The sequence below is a fragment of the Stenotrophomonas sp. YJH_SMC_32 genome (genome assembly GCF_059369975.1).
Genome location: NZ_JCAFTE010000001.1, coordinates 730,824 through 753,660 on the forward strand (window position 1 = coordinate 730,824; position 22,837 = coordinate 753,660).

Here is a 22,837-nt window from a genome sequence, read left to right on the forward strand (position 1 = left end):
GTGGACCGCGATGGGACAATGGCGGCCCGTGAATCCAGTCCTGATTATCCGATGAGCGATGCCACCCCCACCACCTTGCGCACCTGGATGTGCGTGGTCTGCGGCTTCCTGTACAGCGAAGCAGAAGGCTTGCCGGAGGAAGGCATCATGCCAGGGACGCGCTGGGAGGACATTCCCGAGACCTGGACCTGCCCGGATTGCGGGGTGACCAAGGCTGATTTCGAGATGGTCGAGGTCGATTGATGAGGGTAGGTGTGGACTGTCGGTCCGCACACCGCCTCCCTCAATGCAGCCGCGGCATAGGCCCGCCGAGGTCGATCAGCTTCTCGCGCAGCCACTGCGCGTCGCTGGCTTCCGGGTTGCGCTTCAGGTACTGGCCCAGATCGTGGCGGGCACCGGCCAGGTACTCCAGCTGCAGGTAGGCCAGGCCGCGGTCGCGCAGCGCATCGTCCTGCTCCGGGGCCAGCTTCAGCAGGCGGTCGGCACTGCGCGCGGCGCGGTCCCACTCGCCGGCTTCGGCATACACGCCGTGCAGGTTGCGCAGCATGCGCATCAGGATCGCGCGCGCGGGCGCCGGGTCGAGGATCTGCGCCAGCACCTGGTCGTCGGGCATCTGCCCGCCCAGGTGTGACTTGGCCCGCTCGCGCAGTTCGTCCACGTCCAGCGGCCGGCCGCCGTTGAACGGGTCCATCACCAGCACGCCGTCGTCCACCGGCAGGCGCACCAGGAAGTGGCCGGGGAAGGACACGCCATCGAGCGGAATACCCAGCCGGCGCGCGACTTCCATCTGCACCAGCGCCAGCGAGATCGGGTTGCCCAGGCGGCGCTCGAATACCTGGTTGAGGTAGCTGTTGCGCGGGTCGTAGTACTCGTCGTGGTCGCCGCTGTAGCCCAGCTCGTCGAACAGGTGGCGGTTGATCGCCGCCATCTTCAGCGGGCTGTTGTCGATGCTCTCCACTTCCGAGCGGAGGTGCTCGACATGGCTCTGGATCAGCGCGTCGTAGGTGGACGGCTGCAGATCGGGGTATTCATCGCGCGCGATCAGCAGCGCGGTCGGCAACAGTGGCAGCGCCTCGTCTTCGAGGTCGGCCAAGGCATCCCAGTCGGGGAGTGTGATCCGGTCCTGCATGGCCACAGACTGGCGTCATTCGCAGGCGGTTTCAAGCGGTGTCGCGTGAAAAATTCAGGGGTCAGATCCCTTTCGCTTGCGAAAGGGATCTGACCCCGGTCGGGTTGGATTGCCGGCCAGCGGCCGGCACTACCGTTATTTTTCGATGCCCGGACCGAGTTTCAGCTCCGTGCCGTCCTTGAGCTGCAGCTTCTCGGCCTGGCCGGCGTTGAGTTCCAGCACATAACGCGCCGGGCCGCCGCTGGGATAGGGCGGGCACATGTCGCCGGCCGAGCACGGCGGTACGTCGCGCTGCTGGCTGACCAGCTTGCGCTGGCTGTCGAAGTAAAGGATGTCCAGCGCGATCTTGGTGTTCTTCATCCAGTACGCCTGCATTTCCTCGCGGTCGTGGATGAACAGCATGCCGTGGTCGGCCGCCATCTGGTCGCGGAACATCAGCCCGCGCGCGCGGGTTTCATCGTTGGTGGCCAGCTCGACCTGGTAGCGGGCGCCGTCCAGCTCGACCCAATGGCGGGCCGCGTCGGTGGCGCAGCCGGCCAGGGCCAGCAGCGGAAGCATCAGCAGCGAACGCAACAGCGACATTGTCAGGATCCTTGGGAAGGGTCAGAGCACGACCGGCGGCTCGCCACCGACGATCACCACATCGGCGCGACGGCGCGCGAACAGGCCGACGCAGACCACGCCCGGCAACTGGTTGAGCTCGCGCTCCAGCTTTTCCGGATCGGTGATCTGCAGGTTGTGGATGTCCAGGATCTGGTTGCCGTTGTCGGTGACCACGCCCTCGCGCCAGGTCGGCTGGCCGCCGGTCATGTCGCGGATCTGGCGGGCGACCAGGCTGCGCGCCATCGGGATCACTTCCACCGGCAGCGGGAACTTGCCCAGCACCGGCACCTGCTTGCTCGGGTCGACGATGCAGATGAAGCGCTCGCTGGCCTCGGCAATGATCTTCTCGCGGGTCAGTGCGGCGCCGCCGCCCTTGATCAGGCACTTGTTCGGGTCGCACTCGTCGGCGCCATCGACGTACAGCGACAGGTTGCCACTGTGGTTCAGCTCGATCACCTGGATGCCGTGCTGCTTCAGGCGTGCGGTGCTCTGCTCGGAGCTGGACACGGCTCCCTTGATGCGGTGCTGGATGCGGGCCAGGGCATCGATGAAATAGGCCACGGTGGAACCGGTGCCGACACCGACGATCATGCCGTCTTCGACGTACTCGATGGCTTTCTCGGCGGCCAGGCGCTTGGCTTCGGACATGGGAAGAACTCTCAGGCGGGGAATCAGGATTTCTTTTCCAGCGACAGCAGCAGCTTCCACTGCGCGGCGGTCACCGGGAACACCGACAGGCGATTGCCCTTGGCAACCAGCGGGAAGCCCTCGCCGAGCTCGTCAGCGTGCAGCTTGATCTCGTCCAGCGCGATCACCTGCTTGAGCTTGCGGTCGAAGGCCACGTCCACCAGCATCCAGCGCGGGTTTTCGCGCGTGCTCTTGGGGTCGTGGTAGTCGGATTTCGGGTCGAACTGGGTGTCGTCCGGGTAGGCTGGGCTGGCGACGGTGGCCAGGCCGACGATGCCGGGCACCTTGGTGTTGGAGTGGTAGAACAGGATGCCGTCGCCCACCTGCATGCCATCGCGCATGAAATTGCGCGCCTGGTAGTTGCGCACCCCGTTCCAGGGTTCGACCTTGACCTTTGCCAGGTCATCGATGGAGAAGGCGTCCGGTTCGGACTTCATCAGCCAGTAGCGCTTGCGGGCGGTCATGCGTTCACGGGGGCAGCGGAGGGGAACAGGGTGCCGTCTTCGGTGCAGATCGCATCCACCGGCACGTCCCACGACGCCACCGGCAAGGACTCGACCTGCTGTACCGCGAACGCAGCACCGACCAGCCAGGGCGGCGCCGGCCGGTCGTGGCGGAAGGCGAAGCTGCGATCATACCAGCCGCCCCCCATGCCCAGCCGGCGGCACTGTGCGTCGAAACCCACCAATGGGGTCACGACCAGCGCCATCCGTTCCGGTTCCAGGGTGTCTTCCACGGCCACGTCCGGCTCGGGGATGCCATAGCGGTTGCTGGTCAGCGGCTGCCCGGGCCGCCATGGTGCGAAGCGCAGCACGTCGCCGGCCAGCACCGGCAGGCAGTAGGTGAGTCCTTCGGGCAGCTGCAGCTGCCAGCGGTGCAGGGCGATTTCGCCATCCAGCGCCCAGTAGCCGGCCACGGCGCCTTCGCGCGGGGCGAACGGCAGGGCGAGCAGGGCATCGGCAAGCGATTCGGCGGCGGCGATGCGCTCACCAGCGTTAAGTTCACGGCGGCGTTGCCGCAGGTCGTGGCGCAGGGCCTGGCGCGGGTCGGTCATGGCAGCGAGCGGCAAGGATCAGCCGTCATTGTGCCGGAAAGAACAAGGGCGACCCCCGAAGACGCCGCCCTTGCTGGAATATTGCATTCTCCGCAATGTCGATGCATGCGAAACGACCTTGAACCCGGGGGCTCAAGTGGGAACGCTGGAGAACCATCGGGCTTCCCGCTACAAGGCGGACCTGCACTCCCGGCGCTGTCGCGCTCCCGGTGTCGTTCTTAAGGGACAAGGCGAATGTTTGCACATGCCGTCGAGTACCGCAGAGAACGCGTGGCCATTATAGCCAGCACGCAGGATCTGGATAGGCCGTTCGTCGGCAACAGTCCGTGCCAATTCAGACAAGCAAAAAGGGGACGGAGGGAATTAAGGCGTTTCCAGCACGGAAGGGGCGAATGCGCCTTAATTCCCTTCGTCCCCTTTTTCTATGGGGTGCCGTCGATCGCGCGGTCCAGGCGCCGGTTCAGGTCGGCCAGCGTCTGCTGCAGCGCCACGGCCTGGCGGGCGTTCTCGTCGCGCAGCAGCTGCAGTTCGTGGGCCAGGTTCAGCGCGGCCAGCACGGCGACGCGGTCGACGGCGGCCATGCGGTTGCTGCCGCGGATCTCGCGCATGCGCGCATCGAGCAGGCGCGCAGCAGCCATCAGGCTGTCGCGTTCGTCGCCGCCGACGCCTACGGTGTATTCACGATCGAGGATGCGGACACTGACCGGTTCGGCGCTCATGTGTGCTGCTCCAGGGATTTGAGCCGGCTGATCATCGCTTCCACCCGCGAGCGCGCCTGTTCGTTCTTGGCCAGCAGCGTCGAGCGCTCGGCCACCAGCTGTTCCTGCTGGTGGCGCAGGCTGCGGTTCTCCTCGGCCAGGCGCTGGTTACGTTCAAGCAACGCGTCCACGCGGGCGGCAAAGTCCTGCAGCTGGGCAAGGGGATCGGCGGGTTCCATGCGGGCACGATAGGCAAGCCGGGTGAGGGCGGTCAAGCGCTGTCGCAGCAAGGCCGGACGGCCACGAGAGGATGCCGCAGGGTTGCTACACTACGGGGTCTCACGGGCGCGCGCGTGCGCACCCCGGGTTTCCTTATTCCGAACGAGCCGCACGATGACCGAACTTCCCTCCGTCGACGACGTTACCCGCGCCAGCCAGGCGCTGGGCCTGGGCGCTACCGCTGCCGAGCTGCACGGAGCGCTGTGCGGCTGGCTGGCCGCCGGCGGCGCCCCCGGCAACGATTGGCCGGCGCGCGTGCTGGCCGATGACACCCTGCCACCGGTGGCTGCCGACAGCGTGCTGGGGCAGCTGCTGCAGGCCACCATCAAGCAGCTGGAAGACCGCGACTTCGCCTTCGAACTGCTGCTCGCCGACAGCGACGACGTGTCCGCGCAGGCCGATGCCATGTTCAGCTGGACCCGCTCGTTCCTGGGCGGCTTCGGCCTGGGCAGCGGCGGCCGCCGCCCGGCCCTGTCCGAAGAGGGCGAGGAAGCGCTGACCGACATGGCCAGCCTGGCGCGTGCGTCCAGTGAGGATTTCGAGGCCGGCGGCGATGACGACGACGAAGCCCTGTCGGAGATCGAGGAATTCATCCGCGTGGCGGTGCTGCTGCTGCACGGCGACGTGGTGCTGGCCGCGCGCCATCGGCAGCGCCTGAACTGATGGATATCAAGCAGCGCACCGGCATCGCGGCCGGCGAATACAAGCGTCGCCGCCGCCAGCTGATGGACATGGCTGGCGAGGATGCGATCCTGGTACTGCCGGCCGCAGCCGAGAAGGTGCGCAGCCTCGATACCCATTATCCGTTCCGCCAGGATTCGGATTTCCAGTACCTGACCGGCTTCCCGGAACCGGAAGCGGTGCTGGTGCTGATTCCGGGCCGCCGCCACGGTGAGGCCATCCTGTTCTGCCGCGAGCGCGATGCCGAGCGCGAGGCATGGGACGGCAGCCGCGCCGGCCAGGAAGGCGCGGTAGCGCAGTACGGCATGGACGATGCCTACCCGATCGATGATCTGGACGACATCCTGCCGGGCCTGTTGGAAGGGCGCTCGCGCGTCTACTACCACTTCGGCCGCGACGCCGACTTCGATCTGAAGCTGATCGGCTGGGTCAACCGCGTGCGTTCGCAGGTACGCCACGGTGCGCAGCCGCCACATGAGTTCCTGGAGCTGGGCCACCTGCTGCACGAGCAGCGCCTGTTCAAATCCGGCGCCGAAGTGGCACTGATGCACCACGCCGCACAGATCAGCGTGCGTGCGCATCTGGCGGCGATGAAGGCCGCCAGGGCCGGCATCCACGAGTACGAGCTGCAGGCCGAGCTGGAACGCGTGTTCCGCGCCAGCGATGCGGTGCCTGCGTATTGCAGCATCGTCGGTGCCGGCCGCAACGGCTGCATCCTGCATTACCGAGACAACAACGCGCGGTCGCGCGATGGCGAGTTGGTGCTGATCGATGCAGGTGCCGAGTACCGCGGCTACGCCAGCGACATCACCCGCACCTTCCCGGTGAACGGCCGCTTCAGTGCCGAGCAGCGCGCGCTGCACGACCTGGTCGGTGAAGCGCAGGCGGCGGCGCTGGCCCAGGCCAAGCCGGGCGTGCCCTACGAGGCCGGCCATCTGGCCGCAGTGCAGACCTTGACCGAGGGCCTGCTGCGGCTGGGCCTGCTGAAGGGCACGCTGGAAAAGAATCTGTCCGAAGGCCTGTACCAGCGCTTCTACCGGCACAAGACCGGCCACTGGATCGGATTGGACGTGCACGATGTAGGCGATTACCGCCTCGCCGGTGATTCACGCCTTCTGGAGCCTGGCATGGCGTTCACCATCGAGCCGGGGCTGTACATCGGCGTGGACGACACGACGGTGGAACCGCGTTGGCGGGGTATCGGCATCCGCACTGAAGACGATGTGCTGATCACCGATGACGGTCATCGCGTGCTGACCGAAGGCCTGGCGCGCAGCGCCGATGAGATCGAAGCGGTGATGGCGGGGTAGGGGGTTTCGGCAGGGCTTGCAGCCCTGCACCCGCAGAGGCAACAGCTGGAGCAACAGCAACAGCAACAGCAACAGCAACAGCAACAGCGGGCTATCCGTGGGATGGCGGGGCACTGTGGGTTTGCGGGGACGCCGTGAATCCATCCCTGGAGGCTTGGTCGCCGCATCCATGCGGCTCACACCCCGCAAACCCGCAGTGCCCCGCCTTCGACAGGTTCACGCGGCTGTTGGTAACGGCGGTTGTTGGCGCGCGCGGCTGTTGGTGGGTGTCGACCTTGGTCGACACAGAGTGAGCGCAGCAAGCGACCCGCTTTTGCTTTTCTTTTTCTTCTCCGTGGTTGGACGCGCGCAGGAAACTGTCAAAGGTGGGGCGGGTGGGCCATGCAGGGGCGTTGGCGCCATGGATGGCGCCATCGAGCTTACAGGGACGTACTTGCAGCGTCCCCTGCATGGCCCACCCGCCCCACCAAGCGCGGCTTTTGCTCCAAGCGTCAAACCACGAGGGGCTCAGCCGTTCGCCGCCGCAAACGCCGGCCGCGTCAGGTTGTCCGCCTCGCCATCAGTGCACAGCACTTCGTCTTCGATGCGGATGCCGCCATACGGACGGAAGAAGTCCACGCGGTCCCAGTTGATCGCATCGCCGTGGCCGGCGTCCTTCACTTCGTTCAACAGCATGTCGATGAAGTACAGGCCCGGTTCGATGGTCACCACCATGCCCGGTTCCAGCACGCGGGTCAGGCGCAGGTACGGGTGGCCCGCCGGGCGCTCGATGCGGCCGCCTTCGTCGCTGGCCGCGAAACCGGCCACGTCGTGCACCTGCAGGCCGATCAGGTGGCCGATACCATGCGGGAAGAACGCGGCGCTGACGCCGGTCTCCAGCGCGGTCTGCGGCGAGACCTTGATCACGCCGAAGTCCTTCAGTACGCCCATCAGCGAAAGATGTGCGTCCACGTGCAGCTGCTTGTAGTCGAAGCCCGGGCGCACCGCTGCGCACATCCGCTGCTGGGCGTCGTCGACGGCGGCGATCATCGCCGCAAACTCGTCGTGGCCCTGCGCGGCGTAGGTACGGGTGATGTCGCTGGCGTAGCCGTGGGCACTGGCGCCGGCATCGATCAGGAAGCTGCGCAGCGGCTGCGGTGCCTTGCGGCCCAGCTCGGTGTAATGCAGCACAGCGGCATGTTCATTCAGCGCCACGATGTTGCCGTACGGCAGCTCATTGGCATCCTGGCCGACTGCCTGGCAGTACGCCATGTGGATGCTGAACTCGTCGGCGCCATTGCGGAATGCGGCCTCCGCAGCGCGGTGGCCGCGCACGCCCAGCACCTGGGCCTGGCGCATCAGTGCGATCTCATACGGTGTCTTGCTGCCGCGGTGCCATTCCAGGTAATTCACCACCGGCGCCGGGTTGTTCGGTACGTAGTTGCCCAGCGCGCTCTGCGGCTCGCCGAGGATCGCGCAGCGCGATGGATCGGCCGGCAGCAGCGCCAGCGCGTCTTCCGGCTTGCGGATGATGTGGATGTCGAAGTGATCCACCCACCAGCCGCTGGGGGCATCCGGCACCACGTGCCAGTAGTCGAAGGGCTGGTGGAAGATCACCGCCGGGCGCTTGCCGGGGCTGAACACGATCCAGCTGTTGGGCACGCGGGTCAGCGGCAGCCAGGCCTTGAACTGCGGATTGACCGCGTACGGGTAGTCGCGATCATCGAACACCTGGTAGTGCAGAGTGCCGCTGGGCACCACCAGGTGGTCGAAGCCGCCGCGGGCCAGCGCCTGTTCGGCACGTCGGCACAGCACGGCCAGGTGGTCGGGATACAGGGCGCCGGGGTCTTGCTGGATCATTGCGGTGGCTCGACACGGAAAACGGCCCTAGATTCTGCCGCATAGCGGGAAAAACCGCTGTGCTGGAACCGGCACTCAGGCCGTCGAAACCGGCCCCTCGTCGCTGTCTTCGCCCACCCACTGGCGCAGCAGCTGCCGATGCTCGCGCGACAGGGTGAGGAAGCGGAAGCCGGTCCAGCTCTGTCCGGGGGCGTGTGCGGGTTCGCTCCACAGCAGGTGCACGCCCACGTCGATGTCCTGGTGGCGGCCATCGCCCAGCGGCAAGGGGAAGCGCAACTGGTACAGCGCATCCTCGCGCAACGGTGCGCTGGCCAGCATCAGCATGCCGGTTTCGGAGATATTGCCGAGCCGGCCGACCACGCTTTCGCGCATCTGGTCGGTGACCGGTACCAGGTCCGAGACCTGGCGGCGCGGCGCGCGGCGGGTATCCTGCGGCGGTTGGGTGATCATGCGGAAGTCTCCTGCGTATGGCCGGCCGCCAGTGCACGCAATGCGCCAAGGCTGGCCTCCCAGGCACGGTCAACCAGCCGGGCCTTGTCCTCAGTGACCAGCTGCGCCTGGCCGGCACTGATCTGCCGGGCCAGCGTATCCAGGTCGGTATCGGCGATCTTCTGCCCGCGCGGATTGACCAGCAGGGCGTGGCCGGTCAGCAGGCTGTACCAGGACAGGCGCTGGCGGCGCAGTGTGCCATCGCCGGTATCGATGTCGAACCAGCTGCCGAAGGGCAGGGAGGACAGCTGCTGGTAAGCGGCTTCCTCGGCACTGCTGCGCGGTGTGGCGGGCGTCGTGCCGGCGGCCGTACAGGCGTGCTCGCCCAGGCGCGCGCGCGCCTTCAGGCGGGCACTGAGTTCGGTACGCGAGGTGCTCTCGTCCTCGCCGCCAGGCGTGGCCAGCCTGCGTGCGACGGCGGCGGCTTCCTCGGCGTGGTAGCCGACCTGCAGCAGGGCGGCCTCGACCTCGGCAGCAAGCGTTGCATCGGTGCCGCCGGGCGCATCAACGGGTTGCGCGGTGATGGTGGCAATGCGTTGGGTCTGCTGCAGGCGTTCCTGCCACTGCGGTGAATCGTCGCCGTGGCGCAGGCGGGTCAGGGTGAGGGCATCGGCCCAGGCCTGACGCAGCAGGGTCTGCACGAAGCGGGGCGGCTCCTGCGCGTCGCAGCACTGGTCGATCTGTGCACTGGCCTGTCGCCGCGCGAGTTCCAGCCGCTCCTTGCCGCGTGCAGCTTCCACATGGCGGCGCTCGGCCAGCTCGGCGCGATGCGCTGCGGCACGCTGATGCTGCTGCACGTCCTCGTTCGCGCTGGCGAAGGCCTCCGGCGCCCGCGCATCCTGGCCCAGCAGGCCCTGCACGCTCTGCGCCATGCGCTGCAGCAACTGCGGGTCGACATCATCGTCGGCCAGCCAGTTGGCGCCGACTTCGGCAATCTGGTTGAGCAGTTCGCGCGCGGGGTGCTCGTCGCGCACGAAGAAGCCGGGGTCGGCCATTGCCGCACGTGCCAGCGGCACCTGCAGGCGCGCCAGCAGGGCGGCCGGCACCGGGTCCGGACGCTGCTGCTGCTGCACCTGCTGCATCAGCATGCGCAGCAGGTCGAGGCTGTCGCGGTCGTGGCTGCCCAGCTGGGCCTGCGTGCCATGCTCGCTGCGCAGTTGCGCCACCACGGCTGCCTGCAGGTCGGCTACGCCGGTGGCGGCGCTGGACTGCGCCTGCAAGCGTGCGAGGACCGCATCCACGGCCGCGCTCGGCACTGCATCGCGATCCGCAGGTGCTGCGCTGGCATGGCGTGCCTGCTGCAGCAGCGCATGCAGCGCGCTGCCCGTGGAGGTGGTCAAGCCCGGCAAGGCCGCGCCGGCCGTGCTGTCATCCTGGAAAGCGTCCTGCACCAGGCTCGACCAGGAGCCGGCCGGTGCCGATCCGTTCCAGCCGGTCAGTGGCGCGGCGGCACGCTTTGCCGGCTGCGTGGCGCGACCACCGCCCACCGACTGGGTGATGATCCGCCGGGTGCTCGATGAACGCGCCAGATAGGGGGTGTAGACCAGGCCGGGCAGCACGCCATGCTGGGCCAACAGGGCATTGGCACGGTCGAGGATGTCGCCCAGGCGTTCCAGCACCTGGCGTTCGAAGCTGCGGTACAGCGCCAGCTGAACGTCGACAGTGAGCGAATCCTGTTCGGCAATCCGGCGCAGCATGGCGCACAGTGCCTGTGGTGCCAGCGGCAGGGTGTCGGCCTCGAAGGCCGGTGCCGCCGCCAGTACGCCCAGGCGTTGGCCCAGCAGGTTCAGCGTGTTGGTCGAACGCAGCGTCTCCCTCCGCACCATCTCGGTCAGCAGCAGGTCGCGGTCCACTTCATGTTCATCGACCAGCGACAGCCCGAGCATGCCGGGCTGCGGCGGCGGCGTGGAACCGGGGCTGAAGTGGGCCGTGGGTTCGCGCAGCCGTATCAGCGCATCGGCCACGGCATCAAGCATGCGGTCAGCGAAATGACCGGAAAAGGCATGCAACTGGCCGCGCTGGGCCATCAGCTCCGCCTGCAGCTGCGGATTGCGCGCGCGATCCGCGTCGTGCAGCAGCGTCTGCTCCAACGCTTCGACGGTCAGGATCAGCGGCGCGGCCAGCGTCTGCCGGCACAGGCCGATCAACGCGCCCAGCAGCTCACGCACCCGCGGTGGCAGGTCGCTGGCGGCCAGGCGGGCTTTGTCGGCAGAGGTAATGGAAAAGACAGCTGACATCGGCGAGCGGTACCCGGATTCCCGCGGATCGATCTTGTGAATCTACCGTGTCGGCCGCAGTCGGCGCTACTTTAGGGTGAACGTGTCTCACGTCCGCTGGGGAGGGACGACGGATGAACGGTGGTGCCGGTCGCTGGCCGGCAGCGCTGTCTCCACCGGAGTGCCGGCCAGCGGCCGGCACTACCCGCTACGGCGCAAGGTCTATTCCTCCAGGAACAGGCTCACCACATCGTTGGTGAATCGGCGGCCCAGCTCGGTTGGCTGTACGTGGCCGTCCGCCACATCCAGCCAGCCGCGCTGGACGGCCTCGGCCAGCGGTGCGTCCAGCACGCTGCGTGGCAGCCCGGTACGCGACTCGAAATCGCGCAGGCCGAAACCTTCGTGCAGGCGCAGCAGGTTGAGCATGTACTCGAACGGCAGCCGCTCCGGCGCGATCACGTCGTCACCACCGAACGAGGCCGGGGTGCCCGCGCTGTCCAGGTAGGCCTGCGGGTGCTTCAGCTTCCAGCGGCGCAGCACGTGTTCTTCGGCACCCGAGCTGATCTTGCCGTGCGCGCCAGCACCGATGCCCAGGTAATCGCCGAAACGCCAGTAGTTCAGGTTGTGCGCACTCTGCCGACCGGGGCGTGCGTAGGCGCTGACTTCGTATTGGCTGAAACCGGCCTGCGCCAGCAGCGCCTGGCAGTGCTCCTGCATGTCCCAGGCATTGTCTTCATCGGGAATGCCCTGCGGCGGACGCGCGAAGAACACCGTGTTCGGTTCCAGGGTCAGCTGGTAGTGCGAGATATGGGCCGGTTGCAGTGCAAATGCACGTTCCAGATCGGCCTCGGCACCGGCCAGGGTCTGTTCCGGCAGCGCGTACATCAGGTCGATGTTGAAGTTGTCGTAGCCCGCGTCCTGCGCCATCTTCACCGCGCGCTCGGCTTCGCCACTGTCGTGGATGCGGCCCAGGCGCTTGAGCATGGAGTCGTCGAAACTCTGGATGCCGAAGCTGAGGCGGTTCACGCCGGCCGCGCGGTAGCGGTCGAAGCGGCCATGCTCGGCGGTGCCCGGGTTGGTTTCCAGGGTGATTTCGGCATTGGGCGCGAAGCGCAGGCGTGCGCTGGCCTGCTGCAGGAAACGGTCGATCGCTTCCGGCGGGAACAGGCTGGGCGTGCCGCCGCCGAAGAACACGCTGTGCACCACCCGGCCCCAGACCAGCGGCAGGTCCTGGTCCAGGTCACGCAGCAGCGCGTCGATGTAGGCGTCGAACGGCAGCTCGCCCTTGGCCTGGTGCGAATTGAAATCGCAGTAGGGGCATTTGCGCACGCACCACGGCAGGTGCACGTACAGCGACAGCGGTGGTGGCACCAGTCGCGGCGGGCTGTCGTGGTCAGCGGAGCAGGCTTCGCCCGGCAGGTGGTTGCAGTGGTCGTGGTCGTGCGGCATGGGCTTGTTCGGTAGTGCCGGCCACTGGCCGGCTTCCCTGGTTCGATCGGGTGGCGTCAGTACAGCGTCGCCAGCTGCTGCTTGAGCTGGTGCAGGGCAATGGCACGGTGGCTGATGGCATTCTTCAGTGCCGGCTCCATTTCCGCGGCGGTCAGGCCGTGGGTGGTGTCCAGGAATACCGGGTTGTAGCCAAAACCATTCGTGCCACGCAGCTCGCGGATGATCTGTCCTTCCCAGCGGCCTTCACAGATCAACGGCTGCGGGTCGGTGGCGTGGCGCAGCAGCACGATCACCGCATAGAAGCGGGCGCTGCGCTGGCCGTCGGGAATGTCGGCCATCGCGTCCAGCAGCTTGGCGTTGTTGGCCGCCGCGTTGGTCGGGTGGCCGGCATAGCGCGCGCTGTACAGGCCGGGCGCGCCGCCGAGTGCATCGACGATCAGGCCCGAATCATCGGCCAGTGCCGGCAGGCCGGTCGCTTCGCAGGCCGCGCGTGCCTTCAGCAGCGCATTCTCGACGAAGGTCAGGCCGGTCTCTTCCACGTCGCCCAGGCCCAGTTCGGCGGCCGAGGTGATCTGCAGCGGCAGGTCGGCGAGGATCTCCTGCATCTCCACCAGCTTGCCGGCGTTGTGGCTGGCCAGTACCAGTTTCTTCATTGACGGGGCTCCAGCAGGTCCCAGGTGTTGCCATACAGATCGCGGAATACCGCGACCGTTGCATAGGGTTCTTCGCGCGGCGCTTCCAGGAACTCGACTCCCGCGGCAAGCATCGCCGCGTGGTCGCGGTGGAAGTCGTCGGTGTTGAGGAAGAAGGCGACGCGGCCACCGGTCTGGTTGCCGATGCGGCTGCGCTGCGCCTCGTCGCTGGCACGGGCCAGCAGCAGGGCGGCGGCGCTGCCGTCGGTCGGGCCGACCACCACCCAGCGCTTGTGGCCCTGGTCGATGTCCTCCAGCAGTACGAAGCCGAGCTTGCCGGTGTACCAGGCAATGGCTTCGTCATAGTCGGCCACCACCAGGGTGGTCAGGGCAAGGCGCCGGTTCATGCCGACAGCGCCGCCTGCTGCGCGGCCAGCAGCTCGGCCACGCCCTTTTCGGCCAGGCCCAGCAGCGCGTCCAGTTCATCGCGACGGAAGGCGTGGCCTTCGGCGGTGCCCTGCAGTTCGATGAAGCCACCACCGTCGTTCATCACCACGTTCATGTCGGTGTCGCAGTCGCTGTCTTCGGCGTAGTCCAGGTCCAGCACCGGGGTGCCGCGGTACACGCCCACCGACACCGCGGCCACCGCGCCCAGGACCGGGTTGCGCTTGATGTCGCCACGCTTCATCAGCACGTTCACCGCATCGACCAGGGCCACGTAGGCGCCGGTGATGGCGGCGGTGCGGGTGCCACCGTCGGCCTGCAGCACGTCGCAGTCCAGGGTGATGGTGCGCTCGCCCAGCGCGTTGCGGTCCACGCACGCGCGCAGGCTGCGGCCGATCAGGCGCTGGATCTCCAGCGTGCGGCCGCCCTGCTTGCCGCGGGCCGCTTCGCGATCACTGCGGGTATGGGTGGCGCGCGGCAACATGCCGTACTCGGCGGTGACCCAGCCTTCGCCCTTGCCGCGCAGGAAGCCCGGCACGCGGTTCTCGACGCTGGCGGTGCACAGCACGCGGGTTTCACCGAAGCACACCAGCACCGACCCTTCGGCGTGGCGGGTGAAGCCGCGTTGGATGACGACCGGGCGGAGCTGGTCGGGCTGGCGGCCGCTGGGGCGGGAGTCGGACATGGTGCGGGTTCCGTAATGGCGAGGGAGTACGCCGCCACGCCCGCGGCCTTCACGGGGCGGGCAAGGGGGCTCTGGTGAGGGCGCTAGGGTACCATTCCCCCTTTGCACGCACCGGACACATTCCATGATTCGAAGCATGACCGCCTATGCCGGCGGCGAGCGGGTCACCCCGTGGGGCACGCTGGGCTGCGAGCTGCGCTCGGTCAACCACCGCTTCCTGGAGGTCGGCACCCGCCTGCCCGAGGAACTGCGGGCGCTGGAACCGCAGCTGCGCGAGCGCATCGCTGCGCGCCTGAGCCGCGGCAAGCTGGATCTGGTGATGCGCCTGCGTGCGCCGGAAGCAGCGGCCAACCTGCAGGTGGACGAGGCCCTGCTGGGCCAGCTCGGCCGCCTGGCGCACCGGCTGACCTCCGATTTCCCCAACCTGCAGGTCAGCTTCACCGAGCTGCTGCAGCTGCCCGGCGTGACCCGTGGCGAGGCCACCGATGCCGCGGCCCTGCAGGCCGAGGCACTGGCCCTGCTGGACCAGGTGCTGGACGGGTTCGTCGAGGCGCGTGAACGCGAAGGCGGCAAGTTGTCGGCGGCCATCAGTGAGCGCGTGGACGGCATCGAACGCATCGCCACCGAAGTGCGCACCTTGATTCCGGCCATTCGCGACGGCCAGCGCGCCAAGCTGGCTGCACGCCTGGCCGACCTGCCGCACCCGGTCGACCCCGGCCGCGCCGAGCAGGAACTGGTGCTGTGGCTGCAGAAGCTGGACGTGGATGAGGAGCTGGATCGCCTCGGCAGCCACATTGTCGAGATCCGCCGCGTGCTCAGGCAGCGCGAGCCGGTCGGCCGCCGCCTGGACTTCCTGCTGCAGGAGTTCAACCGCGAAGCCAATACGCTGGGCTCGAAGTCGGTGGACAGCCGTACGTCCAATGCCGCGGTGGAGCTGAAGGTGCTGATCGACCAGATCCGCGAACAGGTGCAGAACATCGAGTGATGTTGCATCCAGCATTACAGCCGGGGCGCCTTCGGGCGCCCTTCTCATTACAGCGTCTCAGCGGACGCTGACACCCGGCAGGCCCGCGCTCAATCGCCCCACGACGGCTGCCTGGCCGAACCCTGCGTCGTGGAAGCAGGCCAGCACCGCATCCACCGCTTCCGGGGCGCAGGACACCAGCAGCCCACCGCTGGTCTGTGGGTCGGTCAGCAGCGGCTGCCAGTGTGCCGGCAACCCATCGGCGAAACGCACCTCCGCACCATACGAGGCCCAGTTGCGGTTGGACGCGCCGGTCAAGCAGCCGCGCTGCAGCAGCTCCAGGGCCTGAGGCAGCAGCGGCACCTGTGCGCTGTCCACCTCCGCAGCGACACCACTGGCGCGACACACTTCCAGCAGGTGGCCGAGCAGGCCGAAACCGGTGACATCGGTCATCGCGTGCACACCGTCCAGCGCGGCCAGGGGCACGCCCACGGTGTTCAGGCGGGTGGTCGACGCGATCATCTGCTGGTAGCCGTCGGCGTCCAGCACTTCTTTCTTCAGCGCCGACGAATACACGCCCACGCCCAACGGCTTGCCCAGCACCAGCACATCGCCGGCGCGGGCATCGGCATTGCGCCTGAGCCGCTGCGGGTCGAGCACGCCGATCGCGGCCAGGCCATAGATGGGTTCCACCGAATCGATGCTGTGGCCTCCAGCGACCACGATGCCGGCATCGGCGCAGGCACGCTCGCCGCCCTGCAGGATGCCGCGGATGGTCTCCTGCGGCAGCGTGTTGATCGGCATGCCGACGATGGCCAGCGCGAACAATGGTCGTGCCCCCATCGCGTACAGGTCCGACAGCGCGTTGGTGGCGGCGATGCGGCCGAAGTCGAACGGGTCGTCGACAATCGGCATGAAGAAATCGGTGGTGGCGACGATTGCCTGGCGGTCATCGAGGCGGTACACCGCGGCGTCGTCGCTGGTCTCGCGGCCGACCAGCAGTTCGGCCGGTGCCGGAAGCGCTGGCACGCCACGCAGCAGTTCGGACAGCACGCCCGGCGCGATCTTGCAGCCGCAGCCGCCGCCGTGTGCCAGCGAAGTCAGTCGTTGCGGGGCATCGGCCGTTGAAGGGGCGGGGGACTGCGCGTGCGTGGCCATGCCGACATCTCCTGCGGAAACACCAATGGCGGAAGGCAGCAGGAGTCGAACCTACCAGGGAACGATCGACGCCCCCTACTGGGTTTGAAGCCCAGCCGCATGCCCGGATGCGCATGCCTTCCGAAAGTACGGCGGCACCGGTGGGCTCAGTCGCGGGCTGCGTTCCACTGCAGGTCGCCGCGCGGCCGATGCTGGTCACCGACGCGTCGAGTGTAGCCAACGCGGTTGAAGAACTCCAAGATCTGGATGCTGCGCTTGCGGCCCAGGCCGATGGCATCGCGGAAGGTGGCCGCATCCACCGTGCCGGTGGCCTGCGACAGCTGCGCGACGATCGCGGCCAGCTCGGCAATGCGGGCCGGTGCATAGAACAGGTCCGGCACTACCTGGAACAGTTCGCCACGCGCGGTAGCGCGGCGCAGGACGGCGCGGACCTCGTCTTCGGCCAGACCAACGTCGGTGGCCAGCGTGCGCACCCACGGTGGATCGAAGCGACCGGCGTGCAGCTGCGGCAGCACGCGTTCGAGCAGAAGTCGTTCGCGTTCCGGTGGCGCATGGTCATGGCCGGGCAGGCGCCACCAGGCGCCCACGCGCTGCACGCTGCCGTCGTCCAGCAGGCCTTGCAGCAGGGCATTCCACAGGCTCGCTGCAAGCGCGGGCAGCGTACTGCGCTGCAGGCGCCCGCTATCAACACCGGGCTCGTCCGGACGTCGCTCGTGCCAGCTGCGCAGCGACGTGATCACCTGTTCGCGAAGCGCCTGCCAGTGCGAGGCAAGGATGACCACCGTGTCTTCGCGGGTGACGATGCGCCGCGTGCCCGCAGGAAGATCGATCCGGTCGGCCGCGCGCCGGCAGTAGCGTTGCAGGGCGGCCATGGCTATGCCGAAGGAAGCCTGCTGCAACAGCGGGCCGATTCCCGCACCTGTGGCCAGCTGCTCCAGTGCGCCCAGCCAGGCGAGCCGTGCCTGGCTGCGCCGGCGCCGCTGTGGCGGGTCCGGATCGAGCACGATGCCACCACCCAGCGTGCGGATGGCCGCTGAATCACGGGCGATGAAGCGATCACCGCACATCGCGCAGACCGGTGCATCGAACACCAGTTGCACCAACTGTCCGTCGCCGTGATCGACGTCCTCCAGCAGCACCACATGGGCCTGCCGGTGCATCGTGCCCCAGTGGATGTGCAGCGGCGCCCAGTCGCGCAACGGTGTTGCCAGTGCGGAAAGCCGCAGGCGTACGTCGACGCGACGGGTCGCCAGCAGGGCGCGCGGGTCGGCGATCCAGTCGCCACGGTGGATGTCGTCGCGGGCGATGGCAGCCAGGTTCAACGCACAGCGCTGCCCGGCCATGGCGTGTTCGCTGGCTTGGTTCTGCGCGTGGATGCTGCGTACGCGCACGTCAGTGGCGGCCGGCATCAGCTGCAGATGCTCACCCACGGCAGCGATGCCGCCGTGCACTGCGCCGGTCACCAGCGTGCCGTGGCCGGCCAGCGAGAACACGCGGTCCACCGGCATGCGGAACAGCTCGCTGCGCAGTTCGGCCTGGCGCGTGTTGGCGTTGTCCGACGCCCACGCGTGCAGCTGGGTACGCAGCGCGTTGATGCCAGCATCGTCGGGTGCGGTGCTGTTGCAGGCGAATACGGGGGAGTCCTGCAGCGGCGTTCCGGCCAGCAGCGCGGCGATCTCGATCTCGACCCGGGCGATGCGCGCGGCGTCCACACGGTCGATCTTGGTCAGGGCTACCGCGCCGCGGTCCACGCCCAGCAGTTGCAGGATTGCCAGGTGCTCGCGGGTCTGCGGCATTACACCGTCGTCGGCGGCGATCACCAGCAGGGCGACATCGATGCCGGTGGCGCCGGCCACCATCGTGTGCACGAAGCGTTCATGGCCCGGCGCATCGACGAAGCCCAGCGTCGCCTCGGCACTCCCGCCGCCTGTGCTTTCCACCGGGACATAGGCATAGCCCAGCTCGATGGAGATACCGCGCGTGCGTTCTTCCTGCAGGCGATCGGTTTCGATGCCGGTCAGTGCGCGCACCAGGCTGGTCTTGCCATGGTCGATATGCCCGGCGGTGCCGACGATCATGCCTGCAGCGTGCTCCATTGCGCGAGGAAGGCGGCTTCGTCGGTGGGTTCCAGGCAGCGCAGGTCCAGCCACAGCGCGTCATCGGCAATGCGGCCCAGCACCGGCCGCGGCAGCTGGCGCAAGCGCTTGGCCAAGCGATCCAGCCCGCCGCGGCGCGCGCTGGTAACGCGCAGTCCGGCGCTTGCCAGCTGCGCCTGCGGCTGCGCGCCGCTGCCGATCTGGCTGTACATCGAGGCCCGTTCAAGCGCGTAGCCGGCGGTCAGCGACGCGCGCATCGGCTGCAGCAGGCGGTGTGCCTGCTCATCGATGTCATCCCGCAGGCGCGAAAGGCTGCGCAGGGTCGGCAGCCGCAGTGCCAGCCGTTCCGGTTCGCGGTACAGGGCCAGCACGGCTTCCAGTGCGGCCAGGCCCATCTTGTCCATGCGCAGCGCCCGCTTGAGCGGATTGCGGTTGATCCGCGCGATCAGGTCGGCGCGGCCGGCGATGATGCCGGCCTGTGGCCCGCCCAGCAGCTTGTCGCCACTGAATGAGACCAGGTCGGCACCGGCCGCCAGTGTTTCCTGCACGGTCGGCTCGTGCGGCAGGCCGAAGGCCGCCAGGTCACACAGGCTGCCACTGCCCAGGTCCACCACCAGCGGCAGGCCGTGCTCGTGCGCGATCGCAGCCATCGCCGCAGTGTCGACCTTGGCAGTGAAGCCGGTGATCGCGTAGTTGCTGGCATGCACTTCCATCAGCAACGCGGTACGTGCGCCGATGGCATGGGCGAAGTCGGCCGGGTGGGTACGGTTGGTGGTGCCCACTTCCAGCAGTCGCGCGCCGGCGCTGCGCATCACATCGGGAATGCGGAAGGCACCGCCGATCTCCACCAGTTCGCCGCGCGACACCACCACCTCGCGGCGGTTGGCCAGGCTGTTGAGCAGCAGCAGGACCGCCGCCGCATTGTTGTTGACCACGGTGGCGGCTTCGGCGCCGGTCAGTTCGCAGACCAGCGCCTGCACCCGTGCATCGCGGTCGCCGCGGCGGCCGTGGATGATGTCGAATTCCAGATCGACCGGCGCTGTCATTGCGCGGGTGACCGCCTGCACGGCGGCATCGGGCAACAGCGCGCGGCCCAGGTTGGTGTGCAGCACGGTGCCGGTCAGGTTGAACATCGGCTGCAGCTCCAGGCGTGCGTCGGCCGCCAGTGCGGCGCCGAGCGCCGCGACCAGCGACGGGCCGTTGATGGCCTGTTCGAGGCGTTCGGCCGAGAGCTGCGCGGCGCTGATACGGTCGCGTAGTTCCTGCAGGTGCGCGCGCAGCAGTTGGGTGATGCGGCTGCGGCCGTGGCGTTCGATCATGGCCGACAACGCAGGCAGGCGCAGCAGCCGGTCCAGCGAAGGCAGGGCGGCGGCCGATGCCGGCGTGGCGTGCGTGCGTGGCATAGGTCAGTCGCCGTCGGATTGCCACAGCAGCGGGTTCTGGCTGGCGCGCGCATAGCCTTCCTCGGCCAGCAGCAGGTCCAGCGCCAGCGTGCCGAGGTCATCGGCCATCGGCTCCAGTGACGGATCTTTCTCCAGGTACAGGATCTTGCGATAGCTGTGGCAGTGGTCGCAGGTCTCGGCGCGCACCGCACTCTCGCGCACCGCCTCGCCGCGGTCACCGTCCACATCGGCCAGGGCGCGATAGGCAATGTCCTTGCCTGCGGCGCCGCACTGGCTGCACTGCACGCGCACGTAATGCCACTGGCAGGCACACAGCGAGCACGACAGGTAGCGATAGGCGGCGTAGGGCGGGCGCGCCTGCACCACGCTGGCCACCGGCAGCGTGCCACAGAGCGGGCACAGCCCTGGTGCATCGGCCAGCGGCTTCAGGTCGGTCGGATGGAAGCTGGCGGCGAGCACCGCCCAGTACACCTGCAGCGCGTTCATCACCAGCAGCGCAGCGACGGCGTCGACCGAGGGCGCGTCATCGCGTTCCAGCACCGCATGCGCCTGTGCATCCAGCCACGCATCATCAGCGGCGGCGACGCGCTGTAGTTCCTGCCGGGTTTCCACAGGCAGCCCGGTTTCGTCGGCACAGTGCCGGCACAGGGTGCGCAGCCAGTCGCGCCAGCGCCCATCCAGTTGCAGTGTGTTGGCCGGCCGCAACGGCATGCCGGCGCTAGCCGCCGCGCTCGACTGCTGCGCGCGCGCCTGTGCCTGAAGCCCCTCGCGTTGCTGCGGCGTCAACTCATCCAGCAGCGCCTGCTGTGCATCGGCCAGCGCCGCCAGCAGCTGCAGGTAGCCACCGATGGCACTGTGCGCGGCCAGGCTGCGCAGGCGTGCCGCGCGCGTAGCGAACAGTGACCCGGTATCAGGCAGGATGATGCGCGGCACATCGCGCGAGGCGAGCGTCTCGATCTCACCGGGTTCAAGGATGCGTTGCGCCATGCAGGGCCAGCCAGAAGAACCAGGCTCCATCCTCGCTGTTGTCGGCGCTGGCGTCCAGCGTGTTGCCGGCCATTTGAAAGGTTGGGGTCAGATCCGTTTTCCACAGGAAAACGGTTCTGACCCCATCGGTTGGTTGAAAGTGGATCCCGAGCGTTGGTCGGGATTCGATCAGTGCCGACCAACGGTCGGCACCCACCGACAGATCGCGGCCAACTGTCGAAGGCGGGGTGGGTCCGGTTGCGGGAGCGTGAGCCGCATGCGGCGACCGAGCTTACATGGGTGAGGGCGCTTTGCTTGCGAAGCACTGCTTCGCAAGCGCCCGAACGCACAGCCGCCAGCGGCTGGGCCGGGCCCCGGAGGGGTACTTGCAGCGTCTCCCGCAACCGGATCCACCCCGCCATCCCACGGATAGCCGCTGTTGCTGTTGCCTTGGCTTGAAGCAGGTGCAGGGCCGCAGGCCCTGCAGCTACCCCTGTTCCCGCCGCCCGCGCAGGATGTCCCGGAACCACTGTCGGTGGTGCTTGTACGCCCACCCGTAGGTCACCTTGCCCTGGGTCATCGCCCGCACCGATCCCTTGATCCAGAGCGCCGCATAGATGTGCACCACGATCGCGCAGACCAGCACCCAGCCGAACATCGCATGGGCCAGCACCGAGAAGCGGATCACTCCGATCGGGAAGAAATGACTGAAATACTGCCGCCAGATCACGAAGCCGGTCAGCAGCAGTGCCGACAGGCAGCCGATGATGGCCCAGAACAGCAGCTTCTGGCCGGCATTGAAGCGACCGACCGGCGGCAGCTTCTCATCTTCGTTGCGCAGTACATCGCGCATGCCGCGCATCCATGCGCGATCGTCGGCGGTCGGCAGATTGTCGCGCCACATGCGGAACGCCAGCAATGTGAAACCCACCACCATGGCCAGGCCGATGAACGGATGCAGGATGCGCGTCCACGGGCCGCCACCGAACAGCTGGGTCAACGGGAACAGGGCAGGGTGGAACAACGCCAGCCCGGACAGCGCGGTCAGCACGAAGCAGATCGCCACGATCCAGTGATTGATGCGGGTCGGCGCGCGGTAGCGGACGATCTGCCGCGGGTGCGGGGCGTACTTCATGGCCGCTGCTCCTCTTCGATCTTCTTCGCCTCGTGCTCGGCTTCTTCTTCTTCCTCGTCATTGACCGTGTTGCGGCCGATGCCGATGTAATGCAGGAACCCAGCAAAGGCCGTGGCGGCGATCGCCAGCACGCCCAGCGGCTTGGCTACGCCCTTCCAGACTTCCACCATTGGGCTGATGCGCGGGTCCTTGGGCAGGTCGGCGTAGAGCTCGGGCTTGTCCACATGCTGCAGCACGTACATCACGTGGGTACCGCCGACGCCCTGCGGGTCGTACAGGCCGGCGTTCTCGTAGCCGCGCGATTTCAGATCTTCCACGCGGCCGGCGACATGCTCGGTCATCGCCTGTTTGCTGCCGAAGGTGATCGCCCCGGTCGGGCAGGTCTTCACGCAGGCCGGCTCCTGGCCGACCGCCACCCGGTCCGAACACAGCGTGCACTTGTAGGCCTTGTGGTCCTTCTTGGAGATGCGCGGTACGTCGAACGGGCAGCCGGTCACGCAGTAGCCGCAGCCGATGCAGTTCTCTTCCTGGAAGTCGACGATGCCGTTGGCATACTGGATGATCGCGCCGGGCGACGGGCAGGCCTTCAGGCAGCCCGGGTCGCTGCAGTGCATGCAGCCCTCCTTGCGGATCAGCCACTCCAGCTTGCCCTTTTCGTCCTCGTACTCGCGGAACTTCATCACCGTCCACGACTGTTCGCTCAGATCGGGCGGGTTGTCATAGCTGCCAACGCAGCTGCCCACTTCGTCGCGCAGGTCGTTCCACTCCATGCAGGCGACCTGGCAGGCCTTGCAGCCGATGCACTTGCTCACATCGATCAGCTTGGCGACCTGGCCGGTGTGCGCACCGCGCGCCTCCGGTGAGGGCGTGGTGGTGGCCGAGCGGCGGATGATGTCCAGCGATTGCAGTGACATGGCGTT

Annotated in this window: 25 protein-coding genes, 1 tRNA gene and 1 other RNA gene; 4 read left to right on the plus strand and 23 right to left on the minus strand. The window is 67.8% G+C overall.

The window, feature by feature from the left end; genetic code table 11:
* Nucleotides 1-18 precede the first annotated feature (18 nt).
* Entirely contained in the window at nucleotides 19-243 is a 225-nt protein-coding gene (locus tag AC5P7S_RS03305; protein ID WP_080104347.1) for a rubredoxin, read from the plus strand.
* Nucleotides 244-283: 40 nt separating this feature from the next.
* Here the strand turns inward: AC5P7S_RS03305 and AC5P7S_RS03310 are convergent, their stop codons facing one another.
* The 8 genes from AC5P7S_RS03310 to AC5P7S_RS03345 all read right to left on the minus strand — a co-directional run bounded on the left by AC5P7S_RS03310 (nucleotide 284) and on the right by AC5P7S_RS03345 (nucleotide 4,410).
* Nucleotides 284-1,129, minus strand: coding sequence for a SirB1 family protein (locus AC5P7S_RS03310; RefSeq protein WP_005419007.1), 846 nt, complete (start codon nucleotides 1,127-1,129; stop codon nucleotides 284-286).
* Nucleotides 1,130-1,264: 135 nt separating this feature from the next.
* Nucleotides 1,265-1,711 (minus strand): DUF192 domain-containing protein, encoded by a 447-nt coding sequence (locus AC5P7S_RS03315; protein ID WP_095377970.1) that lies wholly within the window; start codon nucleotides 1,709-1,711, stop codon nucleotides 1,265-1,267.
* Nucleotides 1,712-1,732: 21 nt separating this feature from the next.
* Nucleotides 1,733-2,380: a ribose-5-phosphate isomerase RpiA gene (rpiA, locus tag AC5P7S_RS03320; protein ID WP_095377971.1), complete on the minus strand. Its 648-nt coding sequence runs from the start codon at nucleotides 2,378-2,380 to the stop codon at nucleotides 1,733-1,735.
* 23 nt (nucleotides 2,381-2,403) lie between these two features.
* Nucleotides 2,404-2,883, minus strand: a complete 480-nt coding sequence (locus tag AC5P7S_RS03325; RefSeq protein ID WP_005419001.1) for an EVE domain-containing protein — start codon at nucleotides 2,881-2,883, stop codon at nucleotides 2,404-2,406.
* Nucleotides 2,880-3,473 carry a 5-formyltetrahydrofolate cyclo-ligase gene (locus tag AC5P7S_RS03330; RefSeq protein ID WP_095377972.1) on the minus strand — a complete coding sequence of 198 codons (594 nt, stop codon included), beginning with the start codon at nucleotides 3,471-3,473 and terminating at the stop codon, nucleotides 2,880-2,882. The genes AC5P7S_RS03325 and AC5P7S_RS03330 overlap by 4 nt, the downstream gene beginning before the upstream one ends.
* A gap of 83 nt (nucleotides 3,474-3,556) precedes the next feature.
* A non-coding RNA gene (ssrS, locus tag AC5P7S_RS03335) (6S RNA) lies at nucleotides 3,557-3,742 on the minus strand.
* A gap of 153 nt (nucleotides 3,743-3,895) precedes the next feature.
* Nucleotides 3,896-4,192 (minus strand): cell division protein ZapA, encoded by a 297-nt coding sequence (locus tag AC5P7S_RS03340; protein ID WP_005410899.1) that lies wholly within the window; start codon nucleotides 4,190-4,192, stop codon nucleotides 3,896-3,898.
* Entirely contained in the window at nucleotides 4,189-4,410 is a 222-nt protein-coding gene (locus AC5P7S_RS03345; RefSeq protein WP_005418996.1) for a TIGR02449 family protein, read from the minus strand. Before AC5P7S_RS03345 ends, AC5P7S_RS03340 begins: the two co-directional genes overlap by 4 nt.
* A gap of 154 nt (nucleotides 4,411-4,564) precedes the next feature.
* Between AC5P7S_RS03345 and AC5P7S_RS03350 the strand changes: the two genes are divergently transcribed.
* Entirely contained in the window at nucleotides 4,565-5,113 is a 549-nt protein-coding gene (locus AC5P7S_RS03350; protein WP_005418994.1) for a UPF0149 family protein, read from the plus strand.
* Between the two features lie 5 nt (nucleotides 5,114-5,118).
* Nucleotides 5,119-6,441: an aminopeptidase P N-terminal domain-containing protein gene (locus AC5P7S_RS03355; protein ID WP_088123875.1), complete on the plus strand. Its 1,323-nt coding sequence runs from the start codon at nucleotides 5,119-5,121 to the stop codon at nucleotides 6,439-6,441.
* Between the two features lie 507 nt (nucleotides 6,442-6,948).
* Here the strand turns inward: AC5P7S_RS03355 and pepQ are convergent.
* The 7 genes from pepQ to rph form a co-directional block, all read right to left on the minus strand.
* Nucleotides 6,949-8,280: a Xaa-Pro dipeptidase gene (gene pepQ / locus AC5P7S_RS03360; protein WP_005418990.1), complete on the minus strand. Its 1,332-nt coding sequence runs from the start codon at nucleotides 8,278-8,280 to the stop codon at nucleotides 6,949-6,951.
* 75 nt (nucleotides 8,281-8,355) lie between these two features.
* A complete protein-coding gene (locus AC5P7S_RS03365; protein ID WP_005418979.1) occupies nucleotides 8,356-8,730 on the minus strand; it encodes a PilZ domain-containing protein in 375 nt (124 codons plus the stop codon).
* Nucleotides 8,727-11,006, minus strand: coding sequence for a DUF1631 family protein (locus tag AC5P7S_RS03370; RefSeq protein ID WP_095379046.1), 2,280 nt, complete (start codon nucleotides 11,004-11,006; stop codon nucleotides 8,727-8,729). The genes AC5P7S_RS03365 and AC5P7S_RS03370 overlap by 4 nt, the downstream gene beginning before the upstream one ends.
* 201 nt (nucleotides 11,007-11,207) lie before the next feature.
* Nucleotides 11,208-12,434, minus strand: a complete 1,227-nt coding sequence (gene hemW / locus AC5P7S_RS03375; protein WP_095379048.1) for a radical SAM family heme chaperone HemW — start codon at nucleotides 12,432-12,434, stop codon at nucleotides 11,208-11,210.
* 56 nt (nucleotides 12,435-12,490) lie between these two features.
* On the minus strand, nucleotides 12,491-13,087 hold the full coding sequence (gene rdgB, locus AC5P7S_RS03380) for an RdgB/HAM1 family non-canonical purine NTP pyrophosphatase (protein ID WP_005418971.1): 597 nt from the start codon (nucleotides 13,085-13,087) through the stop codon (nucleotides 12,491-12,493).
* Complete coding sequence (locus AC5P7S_RS03385) at nucleotides 13,084-13,473, minus strand: VOC family protein (protein ID WP_095379051.1); 390 nt, start codon at nucleotides 13,471-13,473, stop codon at nucleotides 13,084-13,086. Before AC5P7S_RS03385 ends, rdgB begins: the two co-directional genes overlap by 4 nt.
* A complete protein-coding gene (gene rph / locus AC5P7S_RS03390; protein WP_014648280.1) occupies nucleotides 13,470-14,195 on the minus strand; it encodes a ribonuclease PH in 726 nt (241 codons plus the stop codon). Before rph ends, AC5P7S_RS03385 begins: the two co-directional genes overlap by 4 nt.
* A gap of 124 nt (nucleotides 14,196-14,319) precedes the next feature.
* On the opposite strand from rph, the gene AC5P7S_RS03395 reads away from it, so the two are divergent.
* Nucleotides 14,320-15,180 carry a YicC/YloC family endoribonuclease gene (locus AC5P7S_RS03395; protein WP_005418965.1) on the plus strand — a complete coding sequence of 287 codons (861 nt, stop codon included), beginning with the start codon at nucleotides 14,320-14,322 and terminating at the stop codon, nucleotides 15,178-15,180.
* Nucleotides 15,181-15,237: 57 nt separating this feature from the next.
* Here AC5P7S_RS03395 and selD read toward each other — a convergent pair whose 3' ends face one another.
* The 8 genes from selD to fdxH all read right to left on the minus strand — a co-directional run bounded on the left by selD (nucleotide 15,238) and on the right by fdxH (nucleotide 22,831).
* Complete coding sequence (gene selD / locus AC5P7S_RS03400; protein WP_095379054.1) at nucleotides 15,238-16,317, minus strand: selenide, water dikinase SelD; 1,080 nt, start codon at nucleotides 16,315-16,317, stop codon at nucleotides 15,238-15,240.
* 26 nt (nucleotides 16,318-16,343) lie between these two features.
* Nucleotides 16,344-16,439, minus strand: a tRNA-Sec gene (locus AC5P7S_RS03405).
* Nucleotides 16,440-16,463: 24 nt separating this feature from the next.
* Nucleotides 16,464-18,395: a selenocysteine-specific translation elongation factor gene (selB, locus tag AC5P7S_RS03410; RefSeq protein WP_095379085.1), complete on the minus strand. Its 1,932-nt coding sequence runs from the start codon at nucleotides 18,393-18,395 to the stop codon at nucleotides 16,464-16,466.
* Nucleotides 18,392-19,816 carry an L-seryl-tRNA(Sec) selenium transferase gene (gene selA / locus AC5P7S_RS03415; protein WP_095379057.1) on the minus strand — a complete coding sequence of 475 codons (1,425 nt, stop codon included), beginning with the start codon at nucleotides 19,814-19,816 and terminating at the stop codon, nucleotides 18,392-18,394. The genes selB and selA overlap by 4 nt, the downstream gene beginning before the upstream one ends.
* A gap of 3 nt (nucleotides 19,817-19,819) precedes the next feature.
* Nucleotides 19,820-20,803 (minus strand): formate dehydrogenase accessory protein FdhE, encoded by a 984-nt coding sequence (fdhE, locus tag AC5P7S_RS03420; protein WP_095379059.1) that lies wholly within the window; start codon nucleotides 20,801-20,803, stop codon nucleotides 19,820-19,822.
* The gene (locus AC5P7S_RS03425) at nucleotides 20,784-20,999 is read right to left on the minus strand and encodes a hypothetical protein (protein ID WP_134955450.1); all 216 of its coding nucleotides are present in this window, start codon (nucleotides 20,997-20,999) and stop codon (nucleotides 20,784-20,786) included. Before AC5P7S_RS03425 ends, fdhE begins: the two co-directional genes overlap by 20 nt.
* A gap of 270 nt (nucleotides 21,000-21,269) precedes the next feature.
* Complete coding sequence (locus tag AC5P7S_RS03430; protein ID WP_095379062.1) at nucleotides 21,270-21,917, minus strand: formate dehydrogenase subunit gamma; 648 nt, start codon at nucleotides 21,915-21,917, stop codon at nucleotides 21,270-21,272.
* Nucleotides 21,914-22,831 carry a formate dehydrogenase subunit beta gene (gene fdxH, locus AC5P7S_RS03435; protein WP_495213595.1) on the minus strand — a complete coding sequence of 306 codons (918 nt, stop codon included), beginning with the start codon at nucleotides 22,829-22,831 and terminating at the stop codon, nucleotides 21,914-21,916. Before fdxH ends, AC5P7S_RS03430 begins: the two co-directional genes overlap by 4 nt.
* Nucleotides 22,832-22,837: the final 6 nt, after the last annotated feature.

Bases quoted from the DNA above. Each gene is read 5' to 3' on its own strand.
- fdxH (WP_495213595.1), bottom strand. From the start codon at position 22,831: ATGTCACTGCAATCGCTGGACATCATCCGCCGCTCGGCCACCACCACG.
- pepQ (WP_005418990.1), bottom strand. From the start codon at position 8,280: ATGATCCAGCAAGACCCCGGCGCCCTGTATCCCGACCACCTGGCCGTG.
- rdgB (WP_005418971.1), bottom strand. From the start codon at position 13,087: ATGAAGAAACTGGTACTGGCCAGCCACAACGCCGGCAAGCTGGTGGAG.
- AC5P7S_RS03310 (WP_005419007.1), bottom strand. From the start codon at position 1,129: ATGCAGGACCGGATCACACTCCCCGACTGGGATGCCTTGGCCGACCTC.
- hemW (WP_095379048.1), bottom strand. From the start codon at position 12,434: ATGCCGCACGACCACGACCACTGCAACCACCTGCCGGGCGAAGCCTGC.
- fdhE (WP_095379059.1), bottom strand. From the start codon at position 20,803: ATGGCGCAACGCATCCTTGAACCCGGTGAGATCGAGACGCTCGCCTCG.
- AC5P7S_RS03315 (WP_095377970.1), bottom strand. From the start codon at position 1,711: ATGTCGCTGTTGCGTTCGCTGCTGATGCTTCCGCTGCTGGCCCTGGCC.
- AC5P7S_RS03385 (WP_095379051.1), bottom strand. From the start codon at position 13,473: ATGAACCGGCGCCTTGCCCTGACCACCCTGGTGGTGGCCGACTATGAC.
- AC5P7S_RS03395 (WP_005418965.1), top strand. From the start codon at position 14,320: ATGATTCGAAGCATGACCGCCTATGCCGGCGGCGAGCGGGTCACCCCG.
- selD (WP_095379054.1), bottom strand. From the start codon at position 16,317: ATGGCCACGCACGCGCAGTCCCCCGCCCCTTCAACGGCCGATGCCCCG.
- rph (WP_014648280.1), bottom strand. From the start codon at position 14,195: ATGTCCGACTCCCGCCCCAGCGGCCGCCAGCCCGACCAGCTCCGCCCG.
- AC5P7S_RS03340 (WP_005410899.1), bottom strand. From the start codon at position 4,192: ATGAGCGCCGAACCGGTCAGTGTCCGCATCCTCGATCGTGAATACACC.
- AC5P7S_RS03370 (WP_095379046.1), bottom strand. From the start codon at position 11,006: ATGTCAGCTGTCTTTTCCATTACCTCTGCCGACAAAGCCCGCCTGGCC.
- AC5P7S_RS03330 (WP_095377972.1), bottom strand. From the start codon at position 3,473: ATGACCGACCCGCGCCAGGCCCTGCGCCACGACCTGCGGCAACGCCGC.
- selA (WP_095379057.1), bottom strand. From the start codon at position 19,816: ATGCCACGCACGCACGCCACGCCGGCATCGGCCGCCGCCCTGCCTTCG.
- AC5P7S_RS03350 (WP_005418994.1), top strand. From the start codon at position 4,565: ATGACCGAACTTCCCTCCGTCGACGACGTTACCCGCGCCAGCCAGGCG.
- selB (WP_095379085.1), bottom strand. From the start codon at position 18,395: ATGATCGTCGGCACCGCCGGGCATATCGACCATGGCAAGACCAGCCTG.
- AC5P7S_RS03365 (WP_005418979.1), bottom strand. From the start codon at position 8,730: ATGATCACCCAACCGCCGCAGGATACCCGCCGCGCGCCGCGCCGCCAG.
- AC5P7S_RS03345 (WP_005418996.1), bottom strand. From the start codon at position 4,410: ATGGAACCCGCCGATCCCCTTGCCCAGCTGCAGGACTTTGCCGCCCGC.
- AC5P7S_RS03305 (WP_080104347.1), top strand. From the start codon at position 19: ATGGCGGCCCGTGAATCCAGTCCTGATTATCCGATGAGCGATGCCACC.
- rpiA (WP_095377971.1), bottom strand. From the start codon at position 2,380: ATGTCCGAAGCCAAGCGCCTGGCCGCCGAGAAAGCCATCGAGTACGTC.
- AC5P7S_RS03430 (WP_095379062.1), bottom strand. From the start codon at position 21,917: ATGAAGTACGCCCCGCACCCGCGGCAGATCGTCCGCTACCGCGCGCCG.
- AC5P7S_RS03325 (WP_005419001.1), bottom strand. From the start codon at position 2,883: ATGACCGCCCGCAAGCGCTACTGGCTGATGAAGTCCGAACCGGACGCC.